The organism is Microbacterium sp. HD4P20 (assembly GCF_019449275.2).
Taxonomy (GTDB): domain Bacteria; phylum Actinomycetota; class Actinomycetes; order Actinomycetales; family Microbacteriaceae; genus Microbacterium.
Window position 1 is genome coordinate 22,871 of sequence record NZ_JAHZQZ020000013.1, and the last position, 17,626, is coordinate 40,496.

At 68.4% G+C, this 17,626-nt stretch carries 13 protein-coding genes, 1 tRNA gene and 1 other RNA gene; 9 read left to right on the plus strand and 6 right to left on the minus strand.

Translation table 11 applies throughout. From position 1 onward, the window contains the following. The first annotated feature begins 35 nt into the window (after window positions 1-35). The gene (locus K0817_RS08040; protein WP_219980836.1) at window positions 36-467 is read left to right on the plus strand and encodes an arsenate reductase ArsC; all 432 of its coding nucleotides are present in this window, start codon (window positions 36-38) and stop codon (window positions 465-467) included. Further along, window positions 464-1,108 carry a three-helix bundle dimerization domain-containing protein gene (locus K0817_RS08045; RefSeq protein WP_219980837.1) on the plus strand — a complete coding sequence of 215 codons (645 nt, stop codon included), beginning with the start codon at window positions 464-466 and terminating at the stop codon, window positions 1,106-1,108. Before K0817_RS08040 ends, K0817_RS08045 begins: the two co-directional genes overlap by 4 nt. Before the next feature lie 68 nt (window positions 1,109-1,176). On the opposite strand, the gene K0817_RS08050 is transcribed toward K0817_RS08045, so the two are convergent. Then, window positions 1,177-1,530: a MerR family transcriptional regulator gene (locus K0817_RS08050; RefSeq protein WP_219980945.1), complete on the minus strand. Its 354-nt coding sequence runs from the start codon at window positions 1,528-1,530 to the stop codon at window positions 1,177-1,179. Window positions 1,531-1,710: 180 nt separating this feature from the next. Here K0817_RS08050 and K0817_RS08055 point away from each other — a divergent pair, with 180 nt between their 5' ends. Next, window positions 1,711-3,234 (plus strand): SulP family inorganic anion transporter, encoded by a 1,524-nt coding sequence (locus tag K0817_RS08055; RefSeq protein WP_219980838.1) that lies wholly within the window; start codon window positions 1,711-1,713, stop codon window positions 3,232-3,234. 53 nt (window positions 3,235-3,287) lie between these two features. Beyond that, entirely contained in the window at window positions 3,288-4,967 is a 1,680-nt protein-coding gene (locus K0817_RS08060) for a ribonuclease J (RefSeq protein WP_219980946.1), read from the plus strand. 110 nt (window positions 4,968-5,077) lie between these two features. Here K0817_RS08060 and K0817_RS08065 read toward each other — a convergent pair. The 4 genes from K0817_RS08065 to K0817_RS08080 all read right to left on the minus strand — a co-directional run bounded on the left by K0817_RS08065 (window position 5,078) and on the right by K0817_RS08080 (window position 9,797). Continuing rightward, window positions 5,078-5,162 (minus strand) — tRNA-Ser (locus tag K0817_RS08065). Between the two features lie 40 nt (window positions 5,163-5,202). Next, entirely contained in the window at window positions 5,203-7,512 is a 2,310-nt protein-coding gene (locus tag K0817_RS08070) for a DUF3488 and transglutaminase-like domain-containing protein (protein ID WP_219980839.1), read from the minus strand. Then, window positions 7,499-8,764: a DUF58 domain-containing protein gene (locus K0817_RS08075; RefSeq protein ID WP_219980840.1), complete on the minus strand. Its 1,266-nt coding sequence runs from the start codon at window positions 8,762-8,764 to the stop codon at window positions 7,499-7,501. Before K0817_RS08075 ends, K0817_RS08070 begins: the two co-directional genes overlap by 14 nt. A gap of 7 nt (window positions 8,765-8,771) precedes the next feature. Next, window positions 8,772-9,797 (minus strand): MoxR family ATPase, encoded by a 1,026-nt coding sequence (locus K0817_RS08080; protein WP_219980841.1) that lies wholly within the window; start codon window positions 9,795-9,797, stop codon window positions 8,772-8,774. Window positions 9,798-9,946: 149 nt separating this feature from the next. Here K0817_RS08080 and ffs point away from each other — a divergent pair. Next, an RNA gene (gene ffs, locus K0817_RS08085) (signal recognition particle sRNA small type) lies at window positions 9,947-10,043 on the plus strand. Here the strand turns inward: ffs and K0817_RS08090 are convergent. Next, the gene (locus K0817_RS08090; protein WP_219980842.1) at window positions 10,038-10,718 is read right to left on the minus strand and encodes an NUDIX domain-containing protein; all 681 of its coding nucleotides are present in this window, start codon (window positions 10,716-10,718) and stop codon (window positions 10,038-10,040) included. The two genes, ffs and K0817_RS08090, sit on opposite strands and share 6 nt — an antisense overlap. A gap of 91 nt (window positions 10,719-10,809) precedes the next feature. On the opposite strand from K0817_RS08090, the gene pta reads away from it, so the two are divergent. From pta to K0817_RS08110, 4 genes are all read left to right on the plus strand, one after another. Further along, window positions 10,810-12,969: a phosphate acetyltransferase gene (gene pta, locus K0817_RS08095; protein ID WP_219980843.1), complete on the plus strand. Its 2,160-nt coding sequence runs from the start codon at window positions 10,810-10,812 to the stop codon at window positions 12,967-12,969. A gap of 7 nt (window positions 12,970-12,976) precedes the next feature. Beyond that, complete coding sequence (locus tag K0817_RS08100; protein WP_219980844.1) at window positions 12,977-14,203, plus strand: acetate/propionate family kinase; 1,227 nt, start codon at window positions 12,977-12,979, stop codon at window positions 14,201-14,203. A 101-nt stretch (window positions 14,204-14,304) separates the two neighbouring features. Continuing rightward, window positions 14,305-15,036, plus strand: a complete 732-nt coding sequence (locus tag K0817_RS08105) for an HAD-IA family hydrolase (protein ID WP_219980845.1) — start codon at window positions 14,305-14,307, stop codon at window positions 15,034-15,036. Then, window positions 15,033-17,561: a glycoside hydrolase family 65 protein gene (locus tag K0817_RS08110; protein ID WP_219980846.1), complete on the plus strand. Its 2,529-nt coding sequence runs from the start codon at window positions 15,033-15,035 to the stop codon at window positions 17,559-17,561. Before K0817_RS08105 ends, K0817_RS08110 begins: the two co-directional genes overlap by 4 nt. The last annotated feature ends 65 nt before the right edge of the window (window positions 17,562-17,626 follow it).

The window sequence follows — 17,626 nt, forward strand, 5'->3', positions numbered from 1 at the left end:
GTCTATGCTTTCACCAGAGAGAAAGCGAGTCCGTCATGGCCGACAACCCCACTGCTGTGAAGCCCACTGTCCTTTTCGTCTGCGTCCACAACGCGGGACGCTCGCAGATGGCCGCCGGATACCTCCGTGCCCTCGGCGGCGACGCCGTCGAGGTCCTCTCCGCAGGGTCCGCTCCGAAAGACACGATCAATCCGGTCGCCGTCGAGGCGATGGCCGAAGAGGGCATCGACATCAGCGACAACACTCCCAAGGTTCTGACGGTCGACGCGGTGCGCGAGTCCGACGTCGTCATCACGATGGGATGCGGCGACGCGTGCCCGATCTTCCCGGGCAAGCGCTACGAGGACTGGGAGCTGGATGACCCGGCCGGGCAGGGCATCGAGGCGGTCCGTCCCATCCGCGACGATATTCGGAGCCGCATCGAGGCGCTGCTGGCAGACCTGGTGCCCACGCGCGGTGCGGCATGACCGCCGGGGCGGGTCAGGGCGCGCTGCTCTCACCCGACTCGGTCCTCCATCGCGCCGCCGAGCGACTCGCTCACCAATTCTCCGGAATGGTCAATGAGGAGACCGTCGAGCGCGTCGTGTTCGAGTCGTATACGGCTCTCTCTCGCACGGCCGCCGTCCAAACGCATGTCACGAGCCTCGCGGAGAAGTTCGCTCGCGATCGACTGACCGCGCTTGCACAGTCCAAGGGGCTGATCGTGAAGCAGGTGCCGGAGGTTCTCTTCGTGTGCGTGCAGAACTCCGGTCGCTCGCAGATGGCGGCGGCGCTCACCCGGCAGATCGCGGGGGAGCGTGTCCACGTTCGCTCGGCCGGATCGCAGCCGGGGGAACGCATCCTGCCCGAGGTCGCCCTCGCGCTCGCCGAGATTGGTCTGGACGTCACGGACGAGTTTCCCAAGCCGCTGACCGACGACGTGGTGCGGGCCGCGGACGCCGTCGTGACGATGGGATGCGGGGACGCATGCCCGCTGTACCCCGGCAAGCGCTACCTGGACTGGCAGCTCGATGACCCGGCCGATCTGGACCTCGACGGCGTGCGGCGCGTCCGCGACGACATCCGGATACGCGTCGAACAGCTCCTCGCTGAACTGACCGTCGCCTGACAGTCGACGGATGCCGCCGCATCCAGACGCTGGAGATCCCAGGAGTGGCGTCGGGGTTCGTCACGCCCTCACAGTTCGTCGAGCTGAGCAAGAAACTCGTCTGCCATGCTCACCTGTTCCAGAAGCCGCGTCTTGCGGTCGAGGGCAGCATCCCGAATCGCGTCCATCTCGCGACGGTGCACTTCCGACGCCGGATCGGCGGCAAGAGCGTCGAAGGAAGCGAGAACGTCGCGCATCTGCTCGAGGCTGTAGCCGAGCGGCTTCATCCGTCGGATCAACATGAGACGTGCGATGTCGTCCTCGGTATAGAGCCGGAACCCGCCTTCTGTCCGGCCTGAAGGGACCACGAGTCCGATTTCGTCGTAGTGCCTCAGCGTCCTCAACGAAAGCGTCGTCCGCTCGGCGACCTCGCCGATGTGCATGGTGTTCTCGTGCCCCACGGGTTCCCCTCGGCCGTCGATTCGCAACTCAACCTAACGTTACGGTAGAGTCGGCTCCGCTCGCGTTCTGCGAACCGCAATCACCCATTCTCTCTCGCCGACTTCGTCGGCCCGCGCAACGGTGCGCTCCCACATCTCATCAGTCGAATCCCAGGAGCGTTCATGACCGACGTCATCCCTCTCCAGGACCCCAAGTCGCGCTATCGCATCGAGCCCACCGTCCTGCAGGCGCTACGCAGCCCCCGCGTCCTCACCCGTGAGGTCCTCGCCGGCCTCGTCGTGGCCATCGCGCTGATCCCAGAGGCCATCGCCTTCTCACTCATCGCCGGCGTCGACCCGCGCTTGGGATTGTTCTCCTCCTTCGTGATGGCAGTCGCCATCGCGTTCCTGGGCGGCCGCCCTGCAATGATCACCGCGGCGACCGGCGCGATCGCGCTGGTCATCGCCCCGGTCGCCCGTGAGTACGGAATGGACTACTTCATCGCGACCGTTCTGCTCGGCGGTCTCATCCAGGTCGTCTTCGCTGCACTGGGTGTCGCGAAGCTGATGCGGTTCATCCCTCGCAGCGTGATGGTCGGCTTCGTGAACGCCCTTGCGATCCTGATCTTCATCTCGCAGTTCCCGCAGCTGGTCGACGTGCCGTGGCTGGTCTATCCGCTCGTGGTCGTCGGCCTGCTGATCATGTACCTCATGCCCTTGCTGACGCGCGTCGTCCCGGCGCCGCTCATCGCGATCATCCTGCTCACCGCCGCCGCCGTGGTCTTCGGGCTCAACGTCCCCACCGTGGGCGACCAGGGCGACCTCCCGCAGAGCCTCCCAGAGCTCTTCATTCCCAACGTGCCGTTGACCTGGGAGACGCTCACCATCATCGCGCCGTACGCGGCGGCGATGGCGGTCGTAGGCATCCTGGAGTCGCTGATGACCGCCAAGCTCGTCGACGACATCACCGACACCCACTCGCGCAAGACACGCGAGGCCTTCGGACAGGGCGCGGCGAACCTGCTCTCCGGGCTGTTCGGCGGGATGGGCGGCTGCGCGATGATCGGGCAGACCATGATCAATGTGAAGGCGTCCGGCGCGCGCACACGGATCTCGACTTTCCTCGCCGGCGTGTTCCTGCTGATCCTCGTGCTCGCACTGGGCGATATCGTCGCGGTCATCCCGATGGCGGCGCTTGTGGCGGTGATGATCGTGGTCTCGGTGGCGACATTCGATTGGCACAGCATCCACCCCGCCACCCTCAAGCGGATGCCCAAGAGCGAGACGCTCGTGATGCTCGTCACCGTCGTCGTCACGGTGTGGACCCACAACCTCGCGGTCGGCGTCGGTGTCGGCGTCCTCGCGGCGATGATCGCTTTCGCCCGTCGCGTCGCCCACTTCGTCAGCGTCACCCGCAGGATCGACAAAGAGGCCTCGGTCCCGACCGTCCGCTACACCGTCGACGGCGAGCTCTTCTTCGCCTCCAGCAACGACCTCACCACCCAGTTCGAGTACTCTCACGACCCCGAGCGAGTCATCATCGACATGTCGCGCTCGCACATCTGGGACGCTTCGACCGTGGCGGCGCTGGATGCGATCGTCACCAAATACGAGCACCACGGTAAGCGCGTCATCCTCGAAGGAATGAATGACGCCACCTCCCAGATGCACGGCCGGCTCAGCGGCGGGCTCGGCAACGGTCACTGAGTGACTTCCCGCTTTTCGACACCGCCGGCGTGACCGGCCACACAAAGGACAACATGCACCAACTCGACCTGCCACAGCCGCCGCCTCTCGTGGACGGCGGGGTGCGGATCTTCGCCCTCGGCGGCCTCGGCGAGGTCGGTCGGAACATGACCGTCTTCGAACACCGAGGGCGTCTGCTCATCGTGGACTGCGGAGTCCTGTTCCCCGAAGACATGCACCCCGGGATCGACGTGATCCTCCCCGATTTCACGGCGATCAGGGGTCGCCTCGACGACATCACCGCGGTTGTTCTCACCCACGGGCATGAGGACCACATCGGCGCACTGCCCTACCTGCTGCGTGAACGGGAAGATATCCCGATCGTCGGCTCGCGGCTGACCCTGGCGTTCGTCGCCGCGAAGCTCAAAGAGCACCGCCTCTCGCCGCCCATGATCGAAGTGGCCGAAGGCGACCGTCACGCGGCCGGTCCGTTCGACCTCGAGTTCCTGGCAGTGAACCACTCGATCCCTGACGGGCTGGCGATCGCCATCCGCACCGACGCCGGTCTGATCCTGCATACCGGCGACTTCAAGATGGACCAGTTCCCGCTCGACGACCGGATCACGGACCTCGCCGGCTTCGCGCATCTCGGCAAAGAAGGGGTCGATCTGTTCATGGTCGACTCGACCAACGCCGAGGTCCCCGGGTTCACGATCGGGGAACGGGACTTGATGCCCGCTATCGACGAGGTCTTCCGCACCGCCCCGCGGCGCATCATCGTCTCCAGCTTCGCCAGCCATGTGCACCGCATCCAACAGGTTCTCGATGCGGCGGAGCTCCATGGCCGGAAAGTCGCTTTCGTCGGCCGATCTATGGTCCGCAACATGGGCATCGCGGCCCAGTTGGGCTACCTGCGTGTGCCCGATGGGATCCTCGTCGACATGAAGGACCTTGAGAAGCTCCCGGCGGATCAGGTCGTCATGATCTGCACCGGATCGCAGGGAGAGCCGCTGGCGGCCTTGTCGCGGATGGCCAATCGCGAGCACGTCATCGAGATCGGCGATGGCGACACCGTGCTGCTGGCGAGCTCCCTCATCCCAGGGAACGAGAACGCCATCTACCGGGTCATCAACGCGCTCACCCGGTGGGGCGCCAACGTCGTGCACAAGGGAAACGCGAAGGTCCACGTTTCGGGTCATGCCTCGGCGGGCGAGCTCGTCTACTGCTACAACATCATCCGACCGGCCAACGTCCTGCCGGTCCACGGGGAATGGCGGCACTTGACCGCGAATGCCGAGCTCGCCCGGCGCACCGGCATCCCGCAGGAGAACGTCCTGGTCGCAGAGAACGGCGTCACCGTCGACCTGGTGAAGGGGCAAGCGAGGATCACGGGGAAGGTTGCGGCCGGCATGGTCTTCGTCGACGGCGTCACCGTCGGCGAGGGTTCTGAGGCCGCGATGCACGAACGGCGGCGGCTGGCGGAGGACGGCGGCGTCACCGTGCTCGCCATCCTCGACACCTCGACCGGAAAGCTCGCCGAGCCTGTCGAGTTCTTCGCGCACGGTCTGGTCCACGCGACGGAGTGGACAACCGCGGCCGTGCAGTCCATCGAGCAGGCGATGGCACGGGCCGGCAAGGACAAGAACCTCGATGCGGCGGAGCTGGAGCGACTTCTGGCTCGAACCCTTGCTCGCTTCATGGATCGGCGATACCGGACCAAGCCCGTCATCACGGCGATCGTCGTCACCGAGTAGTCGGGGGAGTGGCCCCTGGGTTCGGTTCTGCCTCGGCGTCACGCCTCGTCGACTGAGTGGAAGCGAAGCACGTGACGATCCTTCAGGATGTCGCGACTGAGGACAAAGAGCGGAGGATAGGGGATTCGAACCCCTGAGGGCTTGCACCCAACACGCTTTCCAAGCGTGCGCCATAGGCCACTAGGCGAATCCTCCAGCAGCCCCGGAGGGCCGTCGACCATCCTACCCGACGCGACTACTGCGCCTTCACGGGCGCGTTGCCCGCGTATACGCTGCCCGGCCGGATCACGAGCGAGCGCGGCGCGAGCAGTGCCAGGATCCTGCGTGCGGGCGGAACCGACGCCAGCAGCGCGACCCTGACGGATGCCGCGGCCTCGGCAGCGGTATCTCCGATCCAGTACGACCGGGTGCCGGCACGCGAGTAGCTGACGCGCTCGATCGCGATGAGGACCACGTTCATCTCTGCCGCAGGCACGCCGTGCTCGGTGATGAGTCGCTGCGCGAACGCGCGAGGCGACTCGCTGGAGGGAACGGGGATGCCGACATCGATCGCGGCATCCTGAACCGACTGCCACGCCGCGGCGGCATCGCCCCGGCGTGCGGCCGTGTCGAGCTGCCGACGGCGAAGCTCCCGGACAAGCAGCGGCAGCGACAGCACCACCAGGATCAGCACGGCCACACCGAACAGCGGCAGCGGATCGGCTTCGGTGCCGCCCCGCCCGCTCGCGGTGCCGCCGCCCTGCGCATCGGGGGTCTCTTCGTCGAGGCCCGTCGGCGCAGACGGTGTCGGCGTCGACAGCGGGGACGTCGTGGCCGGATCATCGATCTGACCGGGGAGTGTCGCGGCGGGCGAGAACGAGGTGGGAACGCCGAGCCCGGATGTCGGCTCGAACGCGACCCATCCGATTCCGTCGAAGTGCACCTCCGGCCATGCGTGCAACTGCGAGCTGCCGACCGAGTACACCGGCTGTGAGTCGATCGCATCGGTCGTGGGCTCGCCCGGAAGGTAGCCGACGACGATGCGCGAGGGCATGTTGAGCGTGCGGGCCATGAGCGCGAAGGCCGATGCGAAGTGGATGCAGTACCCCTCGCGCTGCTCGAGGAACTGGGCGACCGCTTCGGCGCCGCTGCCGTCGAAGCCTTCCTCGACCGGTGCTTCGAGCGAGTAGCCGAAGTCGCTGCCTCGGAACCAGCGCTGCAGTGCGGTGAGACGGTCGTAGTCGTTCGTGGCCTCGGCGGTCACCTGCGCTGCGAGCTCGGCGATGATGGGCGGCGTGTCGGGCGGCAGCTCGGTCGTCTCGTCGCGCACCTGATCCCCGTCACCCGCGGCGCGCGCGCGGATCTGCTCGAGTGTCGGGCGGGGAACGGTCGAGACCACGTCATAGGACTGGCCCTGCGTGGAGCTGGCCCGTGCGACGATCGTGCGGTTGTAGGGCACGGCGGCCCACGCGCCGTCGAGTCCGTCGACGCTCACCGCCGGGAACGGCACGGGAGCCCAGGGAGACTCGAGGTTGACCACGTCGACCGAGGTGAGGTACTCGGTGACGCGGATATCGGGGTCGACGGTGACGCCGCCGAGGGCACGCTCGCCCTCGAGGGCCACGCTCTGCCCGCCGTCGGGTTCCCACGTGCCTCCGTCGAATTGCGAGAGGGTCGTCGCCCGCAGGTATGGCACGGTCGCTGAGTCGGTGCGCACCCGCAGCACCTCGACTTCCTGCGGGCGGCGCAGATCGTCGCCCAGTTGCAGCGTCGCGTCGATACCCGGCCCCGGGCCCATGCCCGAGCCGGCTCGGGCCACCGGTTGCGGCAGCATCGGCGTCGCCACCACAGCGACGACGATGGCGATCGCGGCGATGCCGAGCGCGGTCGCCGGCACGCCGGCGCTGCGCTCGGCCTCCTGCTCGACCGGCTTCTCGCGCGAGCGCGTCTCGGCTCGTATGAGGAAGAGGATCGTGACGGCGAGGAAGACGAACCCGATCAGGTCCACCTCGCTGGGCACGGCGATCGCGGGGATGAGGGAGACCGCGACGATGCCGACGGCGGCCAGCAGCGGCATCCGTGCTGTCACGACCACATGGTCGATGACGATGGTGAGAAGCCCCATGGCGCCCACCACGACGAACGCCAGCGCCGTCGACGGCTCGAGGGGCGCGGCCCCCAGCGTGATCTCTTGCATCGCGCCTTCGACGAGCGGCGGGACGGCGCGGAAGGTGTCGAGGCTCGGGATGACCCACAGAAGAGCGGTGTCACGCAGGAACACAAGCGTCATGAAGACGATCCAGATCGCTGCCTCGATGAGGGTCACCGCGACCGCGGGCAGGCGGAACCGGCGTGCCTGGTATCCGGCCGCGAGAACGAGCACCGACAGCACCAGGGAGCCGATCAGCCACGCGCCCGACTCCACGACACGGGTCACCGGCAGCAGTGCGGCCATCAGCGCCGTGAGCACGGCCGAGGCGAGGAGGCGCTCGCCTCCTCGCCTCGGCCTGCCGGTCGCACCGCTGCCGGCGCGGTCGCCGCGCGCCGACGCGCTAAGCGAGGACATGCCGCGTTCCCCGGCCGACGGCGTTCCCCCACGCGACGCCGAGGTCGGCGTCGGGGTCGATCGCGGCGATGTTCCAACCGTGATCGGCCGCGCGATCGAGCGCATCGCCGACCGGCGCCGCAGCGAGCACCAGCGGCAGCGTGCTGTGATGGGCGACAGGACCGATGGCGTCCGCATCGGCGGGGTCGAACCTGCCCACCACGAGCACGACCGGACCCGTGGACACCCCGGCGAACAGGCGCGACAGCCGCGGCAGACTGTCGTCGCGCCGCGCTGTCACGGTCGCGAACTGCACGAGCATCGCCTCGACCTCGGCCATGTCGCCGCCGTCGATCCGCTCCGCGAATCCTGCAACGCCGTGAAGCGGTGTGCCGTCGCTGTCGAGCACCTCGACCGCATAGCCGTCGCGCACGAGCCGCGAGACGGCGGACACGCATGCCGACACGCCCGTCTCGAACCCCGGATCGGCACCCGGAGTCTGGAGGGCGTCGATCGACCAGCGCAGCGCCGCGCGGTCGAGAATGACCGTCGCCTCCGGCGTGGACTCCTGCTCTTCCTGTCGCACCATGAGCGTGTCGCGGTGCGCGGTCGCCCGCCAGTGGATGCGGCGCATCGAATCGCCCGGCGCATACGGCCGCGCCACGAGATTGTCGGCACCCTGTCCCAGATGGTTCGTCGTGGCGTGCAGCGTACCGCCGGTGGCTCCGGCGTAGTCGACGAGCGGTGACAGCTCGGTCACGGCCGGCGCCACGGTGACCAGCGTCCGTCGCCCGAACACCATCGTGCGCCGGGCGAGGCCGAACGGATCGGTCGAGCGCACGGTGAGCGGTCCGAGCGGATGCACCCCGCGCCGGGCGCCGGTGACCGAGTACGCCAGATCCACGACCCGCTCGCCGCCGCGCAGACCTGAGCCCAGCGCCGGGAAGGCGCCCTCGGCACGCCCGCGGAGCCCTTCGGGCAGGGTGTCCTGCCAGAGGCCGGGGGGAGTGGGCACCGCCGTGCGCACCGCGACCCGCACCGACACGGTCGTCTCGCGACCGACCGCCACGACGTCGGGTACCAGCGAGCGGGTCACGACGTCCGAGCGGCGCCCGACGTAGAGCGAGCCGACGCTGGCGGCGACGACGGCCAGCAGGAGGATGCCGAAGTACATCAGTTCGCTGATCCCGACTTCGTTCGCCACGATGAAGCACAGCACCCCGAGCAGGACCGCCCCCGTTCCTCGGACGGTCAGTGGCCACAGGCGTCTCATCAGGCCCTCACTGACGTGCGGCGATGGGTACGCGGACGCCGGCCGCGATGCGTTCGAGGATCGTCGTGATCGCGTCCGCAGCGGTGCGCGCCCGCGCGCCGCCGGCCGACCGCGTCGGGATCAGGCGGTGAGCGAAGACTGGCACGAGAAGGGCTGTCACGTCGTCGGGGATGACGAACGCGCGGCCGTCGAGGGCGGCCCACACCTTGGCGGCCCGGATCAGCTGCAGAGTCGCGCGAGGGCTGGCACCCAGGCGCAGGTCGGTGTGAACCCGGGTGGCCTGCGACAGCGCCACTGCGTAGTCCTCGATCGCCGGGGCGACGTGCACGGCACGCGCCCACGCGATGAGGTCCGACACCTGATCGGCCGAGACGACGGCGGCGAGCTGATCGAGCGGGTTCACGGTGTCGCGCTGGCGCAGCATGAGCGCCTCGGATCGGGCATCCGGGTACCCCATCGAGATCCGCATCATGAACCGGTCGCGCTGGGCTTCGGGCAGCGCGTAGGTGCCTTCCATCTCGAGCGGGTTCTGCGTCGCGACGACCAGGAACGGCTCCGGCACGAAGTGGGTGCGTCCGTCGACCGTGACCTGGCGTTCCTCCATGGCCTCCAGCAGTGCGGACTGCGTCTTGGGCGAGGACCGGTTGATCTCGTCGGCGATCACGATGTTCGCGAAGATCGCCCCGGGCTTGAACTCGAACTCCCGATCGACGGGGTTGAACACGCTCACTCCGGTGACGTCGCCGGGCAACAGGTCCGGCGTGAACTGGATGCGGCGCACCGTCGCGTCGACGGAGGTGGCAAGGGCCCTCGCAAGCATCGTCTTGCCGACACCGGGCACGTCCTCGATCAGCAGATGTCCCTCGGCGAGCAGGCACACCAGAGCGCTCCGCACGGCTTCGGGCTTGCCGTCGATGACCTTGCCGACGGAGCCGAGGATCGCATCGGTGACGCGGGCGAAGGCCTCGGTCGTGAGTGCCCTCGACGTTGCGGGCACGTCGGGCTCGGCATCCGTCATCGCGGTATCGACCATCGAGGCCTCCTGTTCCGCCCGCTGGCGCGGATCGGTCGGCGGGTGGCGCGGGCTTCGTCGCCCACGGCTCGATCCTAACCGCGGCAGTGGCGGGCCGGCACTGGGAGAACCCTGGGGACGACCGGCACTGTGGGAGTGGTTAGAATGGACGCAGCTCTCCGCGAGACGGCATCCAGGCCAAATCCCCCAGGACGGAAACGTAGCAAGGGTAACCGGGCTCTGCCGGGTTCGCGGAGAGTCTTACTTTTGGTCGGGCGACACGGCGAAGGGGCCGTCCAGCACCGCCCACTGCAGCAGCATGATCGTCTTGGCATCCTGGATCCGGCCGTCCCGCACCATCGCCAGCGCCTCGTCGATCCCCAGTTCGAGCAGCTCGATGTGCTCGCCCTCGTCGGCCAGGCCGCCGTGGTCGGCGCGGCGGCGGGCGCCGTCGAACGAGGCGGCGAAGAAATGGATCCGCTCGGTCACCGATCCCGGACTCATGTACACGTCCCAGACGTGCTCGAGCTCGCCGATCTCGACGCCGGTCTCTTCGGCTGCTTCGCGACGGATCGCGGTGGCAGGATCGTCGTCATCGAGCAGGCCGGCGGCCGTCTCGATGAGCATGCCGTCGGCGTGGCCGTTGACATAGACCGGATAACGGAACTGCCTGGTCAGCAGTACCGTCCGCCGGCGCGGGTCGTAGAGCAGCACCGTTGCGCCGTTGCCGCGATCGTAGGTCTCGCGCTGTTGCCTCTCCCACGTACCGGAGGGTCCGCGATACTCCAGGGTGGTGCGGCGCAGCACGTGCCAGCCGGCCGCGAGCAGTTCGACGTCGGTCACGCGCACGTCCGGATTGCCGGTCAGATCGCGACCGGCCAGGTTCAGGCCGGTGCGGCCGCGGTGGTCCGGAGTATCGATCCCGGGGCGGGGAGCAGTCATGGACGGGAGTGTATCCGGGCCCTTCCTATGCGGTTGCTGTGCAGGAGCGGTCGCTCGGTGACCGCGTCGGGCGCGCCCGTAGGCTGGGGTGGTGGCGCGGAGCATCTACATCACGTCGGCAGAAGGTCACTCGGGCAAGTCCACGGTCGCGTTGGGCGTGCTGGACGCACTGAGCCACGCGGCGGCGCGCGTCGGCGTGTTCCGCGCGATCGCACGATCGACCGTCGAGCCCGACTACGTCCTCGAGATGCTGCTCGACCACGACGGCGTCGATCTGCCGTACGCCGAGTGCATCGGCGTCACCTACGACGATGTGCGCCGGGATCCGGATGCCGCTCTGGCGACGATCGTCGAGCGCTACAAGTCCGTCGAGGCCCGGTGCGACGCCGTCGTGATCGTCGGCAGCGACTACACGGATGTCGGCAGCCCGGCCGAACTGGCATACAACGCCCGCATCGCCGCCAACCTCGGTGCGCCGGTGCTGCTGGTGCTCGGTGGGCGGTCCGCTGAGGGACAGACCCAGCCCGAGCAGCTCGGATCGTCCCGGGCGCGCACGCCCGCCCAGATGGGCCAGATCGCCGATCTCGCGCTCGCCGAGCTCGAGCACGGCCGTGCGCAGCTGTTCGCGGTGGTCGCCAACCGTGCCGACCCGGATCGAGCCGACGAGACGATCGCGGCGGTGCGGGCCTCGGTGCACTCCGCGCTCGCCCGTGCCGCGGTCGTGGCCGCCGCCGGATCCGAGGCGACCGTACCGGTGTGGGCCATCCCCGAGGACCGCTATCTTGTGGCGCCCTCGATGCGCGGGATCATGCGCTCCGTCGATGGGCGGCTGTTGTCGGGCGACCCCGATCGGCTCACTCGCGAGGCACTCGCCGTCGTGGTCGCCGGAATGTCGATGGTCAACGTGCTGCCGCGACTGCTCGAAGGAGCGGTGGTCGTCATCCCCGCCGATCGGTCGGAGGTGCTGCTGGCGACGCTGCTCGCCAACGCCTCGGGCACGTTCCCCTCGATCTCGGGCATCGTCCTCAACGGCGGGTTCGAGCTGCCCGAGCCGGTGACCCGGCTCCTGGACGGACTGGGCTCCAACGTGCCGATCATCACGACCGACCTCGGCACGTACGAGACCGCGGTGCGCATCATGAGCGCGCGCGGACGACTCGCTGCCGACTCGCAGCGACGCTACGACACCGCGCTCGCACTGTTCGAGCAGAGCGTCGACACGGACGAGCTGCTCCAGGCCTTCGGCGTCGCGCGGGCGACGGTCGTCACACCGCTGATGTTCGAGTTCCAGCTCATCGAACGTGCGCGTGCCGAACGCAAGAAGATCGTGCTGCCCGAAGGTGACGACGACCGTGTGCTGCGCGCGGCCGCCACGGTGCTCAAACGCGGCATCGCCGACCTGGTCATCCTCGGCGAGCCGTTCGAGGTGCGGGCACGCGCGATCGAGCTCGGCCTCGACATCCAGGCCGCAGAGGTGCTCTCGTCGCACGACGCGGTGCATGTGCACAGGTTCGCCGACGAGTACGCACGACTACGCGCACACAAGGGGATCACGCTCGCGCAGGCCGCCGACACCGTGACGGATGTCTCCTACTTCGGCACGCTGATGGTGCACCTGGGCCTCGCCGACGGCATGGTGTCGGGCGCGGCGCACACGACGGCGCACACGATCCGCCCGGCCTTCGAGATCATCAAGACCAAGCCCGGCGTCTCGGTGGTCTCGAGCGTGTTCCTCATGGCGCTCGCGGACCGTGTTCTCGTCTACGGCGACTGCGCCGTCATCCCCGACCCCACGAGCGAGCAGCTCGCCGACATCGCCGTCTCGTCGGCGGCGACGGCGGCGCAGTTCGGCATCGAGCCGCGCATCGCCATGCTGTCGTATTCGACCGGTGAATCGGGCTCGGGCGCCGATGTCGAGAAGGTGCGGGATGCCACGACCCTCGTCCGATCCCGTGCCCCCGAGCTGCTCGTCGAGGGGCCGATCCAGTACGACGCGGCGGCCGATGTCGCCGTGGCCGCGGCGAAGATGCCAGGGTCGGCGGTCGCGGGTCGGGCGACGGTGTTCGTGTTCCCGGATCTCAACACCGGCAACAACACCTACAAGGCGGTGCAGCGCTCGGCCGGCGCGGTCGCTATAGGACCGGTGCTGCAAGGTCTCAACAAGCCCATCAACGATCTGTCGCGCGGCGCGCTCGTCGACGACATCGTGAACACGATCGCGATCACCGCGATCCAGGCGCAGGAGCAGTGAGTCGCTTATGACACCGGTGCTCGTCATCAACAGCGGGTCGTCCTCGCTCAAGTACCAGCTGATCGACATGCACAGCACGTCGACCCTGGCGTCGGGGCTCGTCGAGCGCATCGGCACCGCCGTAGGCGTGGCGAGCCACACCGTCTACGCCTCCCCGGCCGACGGTCCGGCGCCGACGTTCCTCGACGCGACGCGTTCCCGGGAACTGCCGATCGCCGACCACACCGCCGGTTTCCAGGTCATGCTCGACGCATTCGCCTCCGACGGCCCGTCGCTCGCCGACCACGCTCCGATCGCCGTCGGGCACCGGGTGGTGCACGGCGGTGCACGGTTCTTCGAACCGACGCTGATCACCCCGCCCGTCGAGACCGACATCGACGAGCTGTCGGTGCTCGCACCGCTGCACAACCCGGCGAACCTCGCTGGTGTCGTGGCCGCCAAGAAGGCGTTCCCCGACGTCCCGCACGTGGCGGTCTTCGACACGGCGTACCACCAGACCCTGCCCCCTGCGGCCTATACCTATGCCATCGACCGCGAGGTCGCGGCATCCCATCGGATCCGCCGGTATGGATTCCACGGAACGTCGCACAAGTTCGTCGCGGAAGCGGCGGCGGCGTTCCTCGGCCGTCCGCTCGCCGAGCTGAAGCAGATCGTCTTCCACCTCGGCAACGGCGCGTCCGTGACCGCGGTCGACGGCGGCCGGTCGGTCGAGACGTCGATGGGCTTCACGCCGCTCGAGGGCCTCGTGATGGGCACGCGATCCGGCGACGTCGATCCGGCCATGCTGTTGCATCTCGCGCGCCGCGGCGGCATGTCGATCGACGAGCTCGACGATCTGCTCAACAAGAGGAGCGGACTGCTGGGCCTTGCCGGATCGAACGACCTGCGCGACATCCAGGCCGGCATCGAGCGCGGCGATGAGAGCGCGCGACTCGCGTTCGATGTCTACGTCCATCGGCTGCGGGCATATGCGGGCGCCTACCTCGCACAGCTGGGCGGCGCCGACGTCATCTCGTTCACCGCCGGCGTCGGCGAGAACGCGCCGCTGGTCCGCGCTGCGGCGCTGCAGACCCTCGGGTTCGCCGGCGTGCACCTCGACCCGGGGCGCAATGAGTCGCGCGAGCGCGGCATCCGGGTCATCTCGACGGATGCCTCGACGGTCACCGTCCTCGTCGTGCCCACCGACGAGGAGCTCGAGATCGCACGCCAGACCCTGGCCGTCGCCCGGACATAACCTTGCCGCGGGGTGTCGGCTCGGTGCTCGGTGACATTACGCTTGCTTGGCGGCACGAAGGCGAGCCGACCCCCGACCCGTTCCTGCTCCCCGGAGGTTCTGTGGCACCCGACGCCCTGCCCGATCTCAGTTCATACGATGCCGTGCTTTTCGATCTCGACGGCGTCCTGACGCCGACTGCCGAGGTGCACATGCACGCGTGGCAGTCGATGTTCGAAGAGCTCTTCGCGACGTGGGAGATCACCCCGCCCTACACCGAGCGCGACTACTTCGACTACCTCGACGGCAAGAAGCGGTACGACGGGGTGGCGAGCCTGCTGCGTTCGCGCGACATCGAGGTGCCGTGGGGCGACCCGTCCGATCCGGTCACCGCCGACACCGTATGCGGAATCGGCAACCGCAAGAACGTCGTCTTCGAGCGCGTGCTGCGCGCCGAGGGCATCGCGCCCTACCCGGGGTCGCTGCGCCTCCTCGACGCGCTGGCCGAAACCGGGACCGCTGTGGCGGTGGTGTCCAGCTCCAAGAACGCCGAAGAGGTGCTCGCGGCAGCCGGCATCCGGGACCGCTTCACGGTCGTGATGGACGGCGTGATCGCCGAGCGCGACCATCTGGCCTCCAAGCCGGCCCCCGACGTCTTCGTCGAGGCGGCGCGGATGCTGCAGGTAGATCCGGCGCGCAGCGCCGCGGTCGAGGACGCCATCAGCGGCGTGCAGTCGGCGGCCGTCGGAGGGTTCGGCCTCGTGGTCGGCGTCGACCGGGGCGTTGGCGAACAGCATCTCGTGGACGCCGGAGCCCACGTCGTGGTGAAGGATCTGGAGGAGTTCGTACGATGATCGACCGCGACCGGTTCCCCGTCGACCCCTGGCGCCTGGTCGAGACATCGTTCGGCCTGGACGACGCCGGCGTCACCGAGACGCTGTTCTCGATCGGCAACGGCTACCTCGGCATGCGCGGCAACCACGCCGAAGGGCGGTTCGCGCACGAGCACGGCACGTTCATCAACGGGTTCCACGAGACCTTCCCGATCCGTCATGCCGAGCAGGCCTACGGGTTCGCCGAGGTGGGCCAGACGATCATCAACGCGCCCGACGCGAAGGTGATGCGCGTCTACGTCGATGATGAGCCGCTCTCGCTCGATGTCGCGGATGTGCGCGAGTACGAGCGGGTGCTCGACATGCGCGAGGGCGTGTTGCGCCGCCACATCGTGTGGGTGACGCCGTCGGGCAAGCGCGTGCGGATCGACACCGACCGACTCGTGTCGTTCGAAGAGAAGCACCTCGCGCTGATGTCCGTCGAGGTCACGGTTCTCAATGCCGACGCACCTGTCACGATCAACTGTCAGATGATCAACCGGCAGGACGGCGAGGACGTCTACGGCGGTACGCCGAGCGTGCCGCGCCGGGCCGGATTCGACCCGCGCAAGGCGGAGCGCATCTCGGAGCGGGTGCTGCAGCCTCAGGAATATTGGCAGGACAAGATGCGCTCGGCGCTGTCGTATCGGGTCACGGAGTCGGGGATGACTTTGGCCGTGGTCGCCGACCACATCGTCGAGACCGACAACAGCTACACGGCGCGGACTCTCGTCGAGCCCGACATCGCGAAGAACGTCTTCCGCGTGCAGGCCAAAGCCGGTGTCCCGGTCCGCGTCACGAAGCTCGTGAGCTACCACACCTCGCGCGGCGTGCCCGCTCGCGAACTCGTCGACCGCGGTCGACGTACGCTCGACCGCGCGATCGGTGAGGGAGTGGAGCGCCTGTACGAGCGGCAGCGGAAATGGCTGGCGGCCTTCTGGAAGCGCTCCGACGTGCGCATCGGCGGACACGATGACCTGCAGCAGGCGACTCGATGGTGCCTGCTGCAGCTGGCGCAAGCCGCGGCCCGTGCCGACGGCCTGGGCGTCCCCGCCAAGGGCATGACGGGATCGGGGTACTCGGGCCACTACTTCTGGGACACCGAGATCTACGTCCTTCCGTTCCTCGCCTATACGACACCGCTGTGGGCGCGTAACGCACTGCGGATGCGGTATCTCATGCTTCCCGCCGCCCGCCGCCGTGCATTCCAGCTGAACGAGGCCGGTGCCCTCTTCCCGTGGCGCACCATCAACGGGGAAGAGGCATCCGCCTACTACGCCGCCGGCACCGCGCAGTACCACATCAACGCCGACGTCAGCTATGCGCTCGCGAAGTACGTCCGCGCGACCGGCGACGACGAGTTCCTCTTCCGGGAGGGAGTCGACATCGCCGTCGAGACGGCCAGGTTGTGGGCGACCCTGGGCTTCTGGCGTTCGAGCGACGGAATCACGGACGGGGAGGGCGAGTCGTTCCACATCCACGGCGTCACCGGTCCGGACGAGTACACGACCGTGGTGAACGACAACCTGTTCACCAACGTGATGGCGCGCTTCAACCTGCGGTTCGCAGCGAAGACGGTCCGCGACATGGCGGAGGTCGACGGCGAGGTCTACCGCGAGATGGTGGATCGCCTGGGCCTCGAGCCCGGTGAGCCCGAGGGGTGGGAGCGGGCCGCCGAGGCGATGCACATCCCGTTCAGCACGGCACTCGGCATCCATCCGCAGGATCACGTGTTCCTCGAGCGCGAGATCTGGGACCTCGAGAACACCCCGCCCGACAAGCGGCCGCTGCTGCTGCACTTCCACCCGCTCGTGATCTACCGATACCAGGTGCTCAAGCAGGCCGACGTCGTGCTGGCGCTGTTCCTGCAGGGCAACCACTTCTCCGACGAGGACAAGCTCGCCGACTTCGAGTACTACGACCTGCTGACGACCGGGGACTCCACTCTCTCGGCTGTCGTACAGTCGATCCTCGCTGCCGAGGTCGGGTATCAGAACCTCGCGCTGGAGTACTTCCGGCAGTCGATCTTTGTGGACCTCGCCGACCTGCACCACAATGCCGCCGACGGCGTCCATGTCGCGTCGGCAGGTGGCGTCTGGACGGCGCTGGTATCGGGTTTCGGTGGCATGCGCGACCACTTCGGCGAGCTGTCGTTCGACCCGCGCCTGCCGGTGTCGTGGCCGTCGCTCGAGTACGTGCTGCACTGGCACGGCACGCGCCTGGAGGTCACGATCACGCGGGACCAGCTGCAAGTGCGAGCCGAAGCCGACGGCGACCCCGTCGGCTTCAGCGTGCGCGGCACCGGCTACGTCGTCGGACCGGGCGAGGAGGTCGTGGTCGCCCTCGACGGGCAGGGCCCCGTCATCTCGGGGCGACCCAGTCTGCGCGAGCTCGGAGAGGCCCGCCGGGAGGACGGCTCGCTGCTGTCCGCGTCGGTCCCGACGGTCACCTCTGCCATCCCGATCGTCGCCGCGACGGCGGATGCCGAGCACGGGGTGGATGGGTAGTGACCGCCCCCATCGCGTGGTCACGGCGGCTGAGTCGGATGTCCTTGCCACGCCGTAGGCTGTGG

Bases quoted from the DNA above. Each gene is read 5' to 3' on its own strand.
- K0817_RS08040 (WP_219980836.1), top strand. From the start codon at position 36: ATGGCCGACAACCCCACTGCTGTGAAGCCCACTGTCCTTTTCGTCTGC.
- K0817_RS08045 (WP_219980837.1), top strand. From the start codon at position 464: ATGACCGCCGGGGCGGGTCAGGGCGCGCTGCTCTCACCCGACTCGGTC.
- K0817_RS08050 (WP_219980945.1), bottom strand. From the start codon at position 1,530: ATGCACATCGGCGAGGTCGCCGAGCGGACGACGCTTTCGTTGAGGACG.
- K0817_RS08055 (WP_219980838.1), top strand. From the start codon at position 1,711: ATGACCGACGTCATCCCTCTCCAGGACCCCAAGTCGCGCTATCGCATC.
- K0817_RS08060 (WP_219980946.1), top strand. From the start codon at position 3,288: ATGCACCAACTCGACCTGCCACAGCCGCCGCCTCTCGTGGACGGCGGG.
- K0817_RS08070 (WP_219980839.1), bottom strand. From the start codon at position 7,512: ATGTCCTCGCTTAGCGCGTCGGCGCGCGGCGACCGCGCCGGCAGCGGT.
- K0817_RS08075 (WP_219980840.1), bottom strand. From the start codon at position 8,764: ATGAGACGCCTGTGGCCACTGACCGTCCGAGGAACGGGGGCGGTCCTG.
- K0817_RS08080 (WP_219980841.1), bottom strand. From the start codon at position 9,797: ATGGTCGATACCGCGATGACGGATGCCGAGCCCGACGTGCCCGCAACG.
- K0817_RS08090 (WP_219980842.1), bottom strand. From the start codon at position 10,718: ATGACTGCTCCCCGCCCCGGGATCGATACTCCGGACCACCGCGGCCGC.
- K0817_RS08100 (WP_219980844.1), top strand. From the start codon at position 12,977: ATGACACCGGTGCTCGTCATCAACAGCGGGTCGTCCTCGCTCAAGTAC.
- K0817_RS08110 (WP_219980846.1), top strand. From the start codon at position 15,033: ATGATCGACCGCGACCGGTTCCCCGTCGACCCCTGGCGCCTGGTCGAG.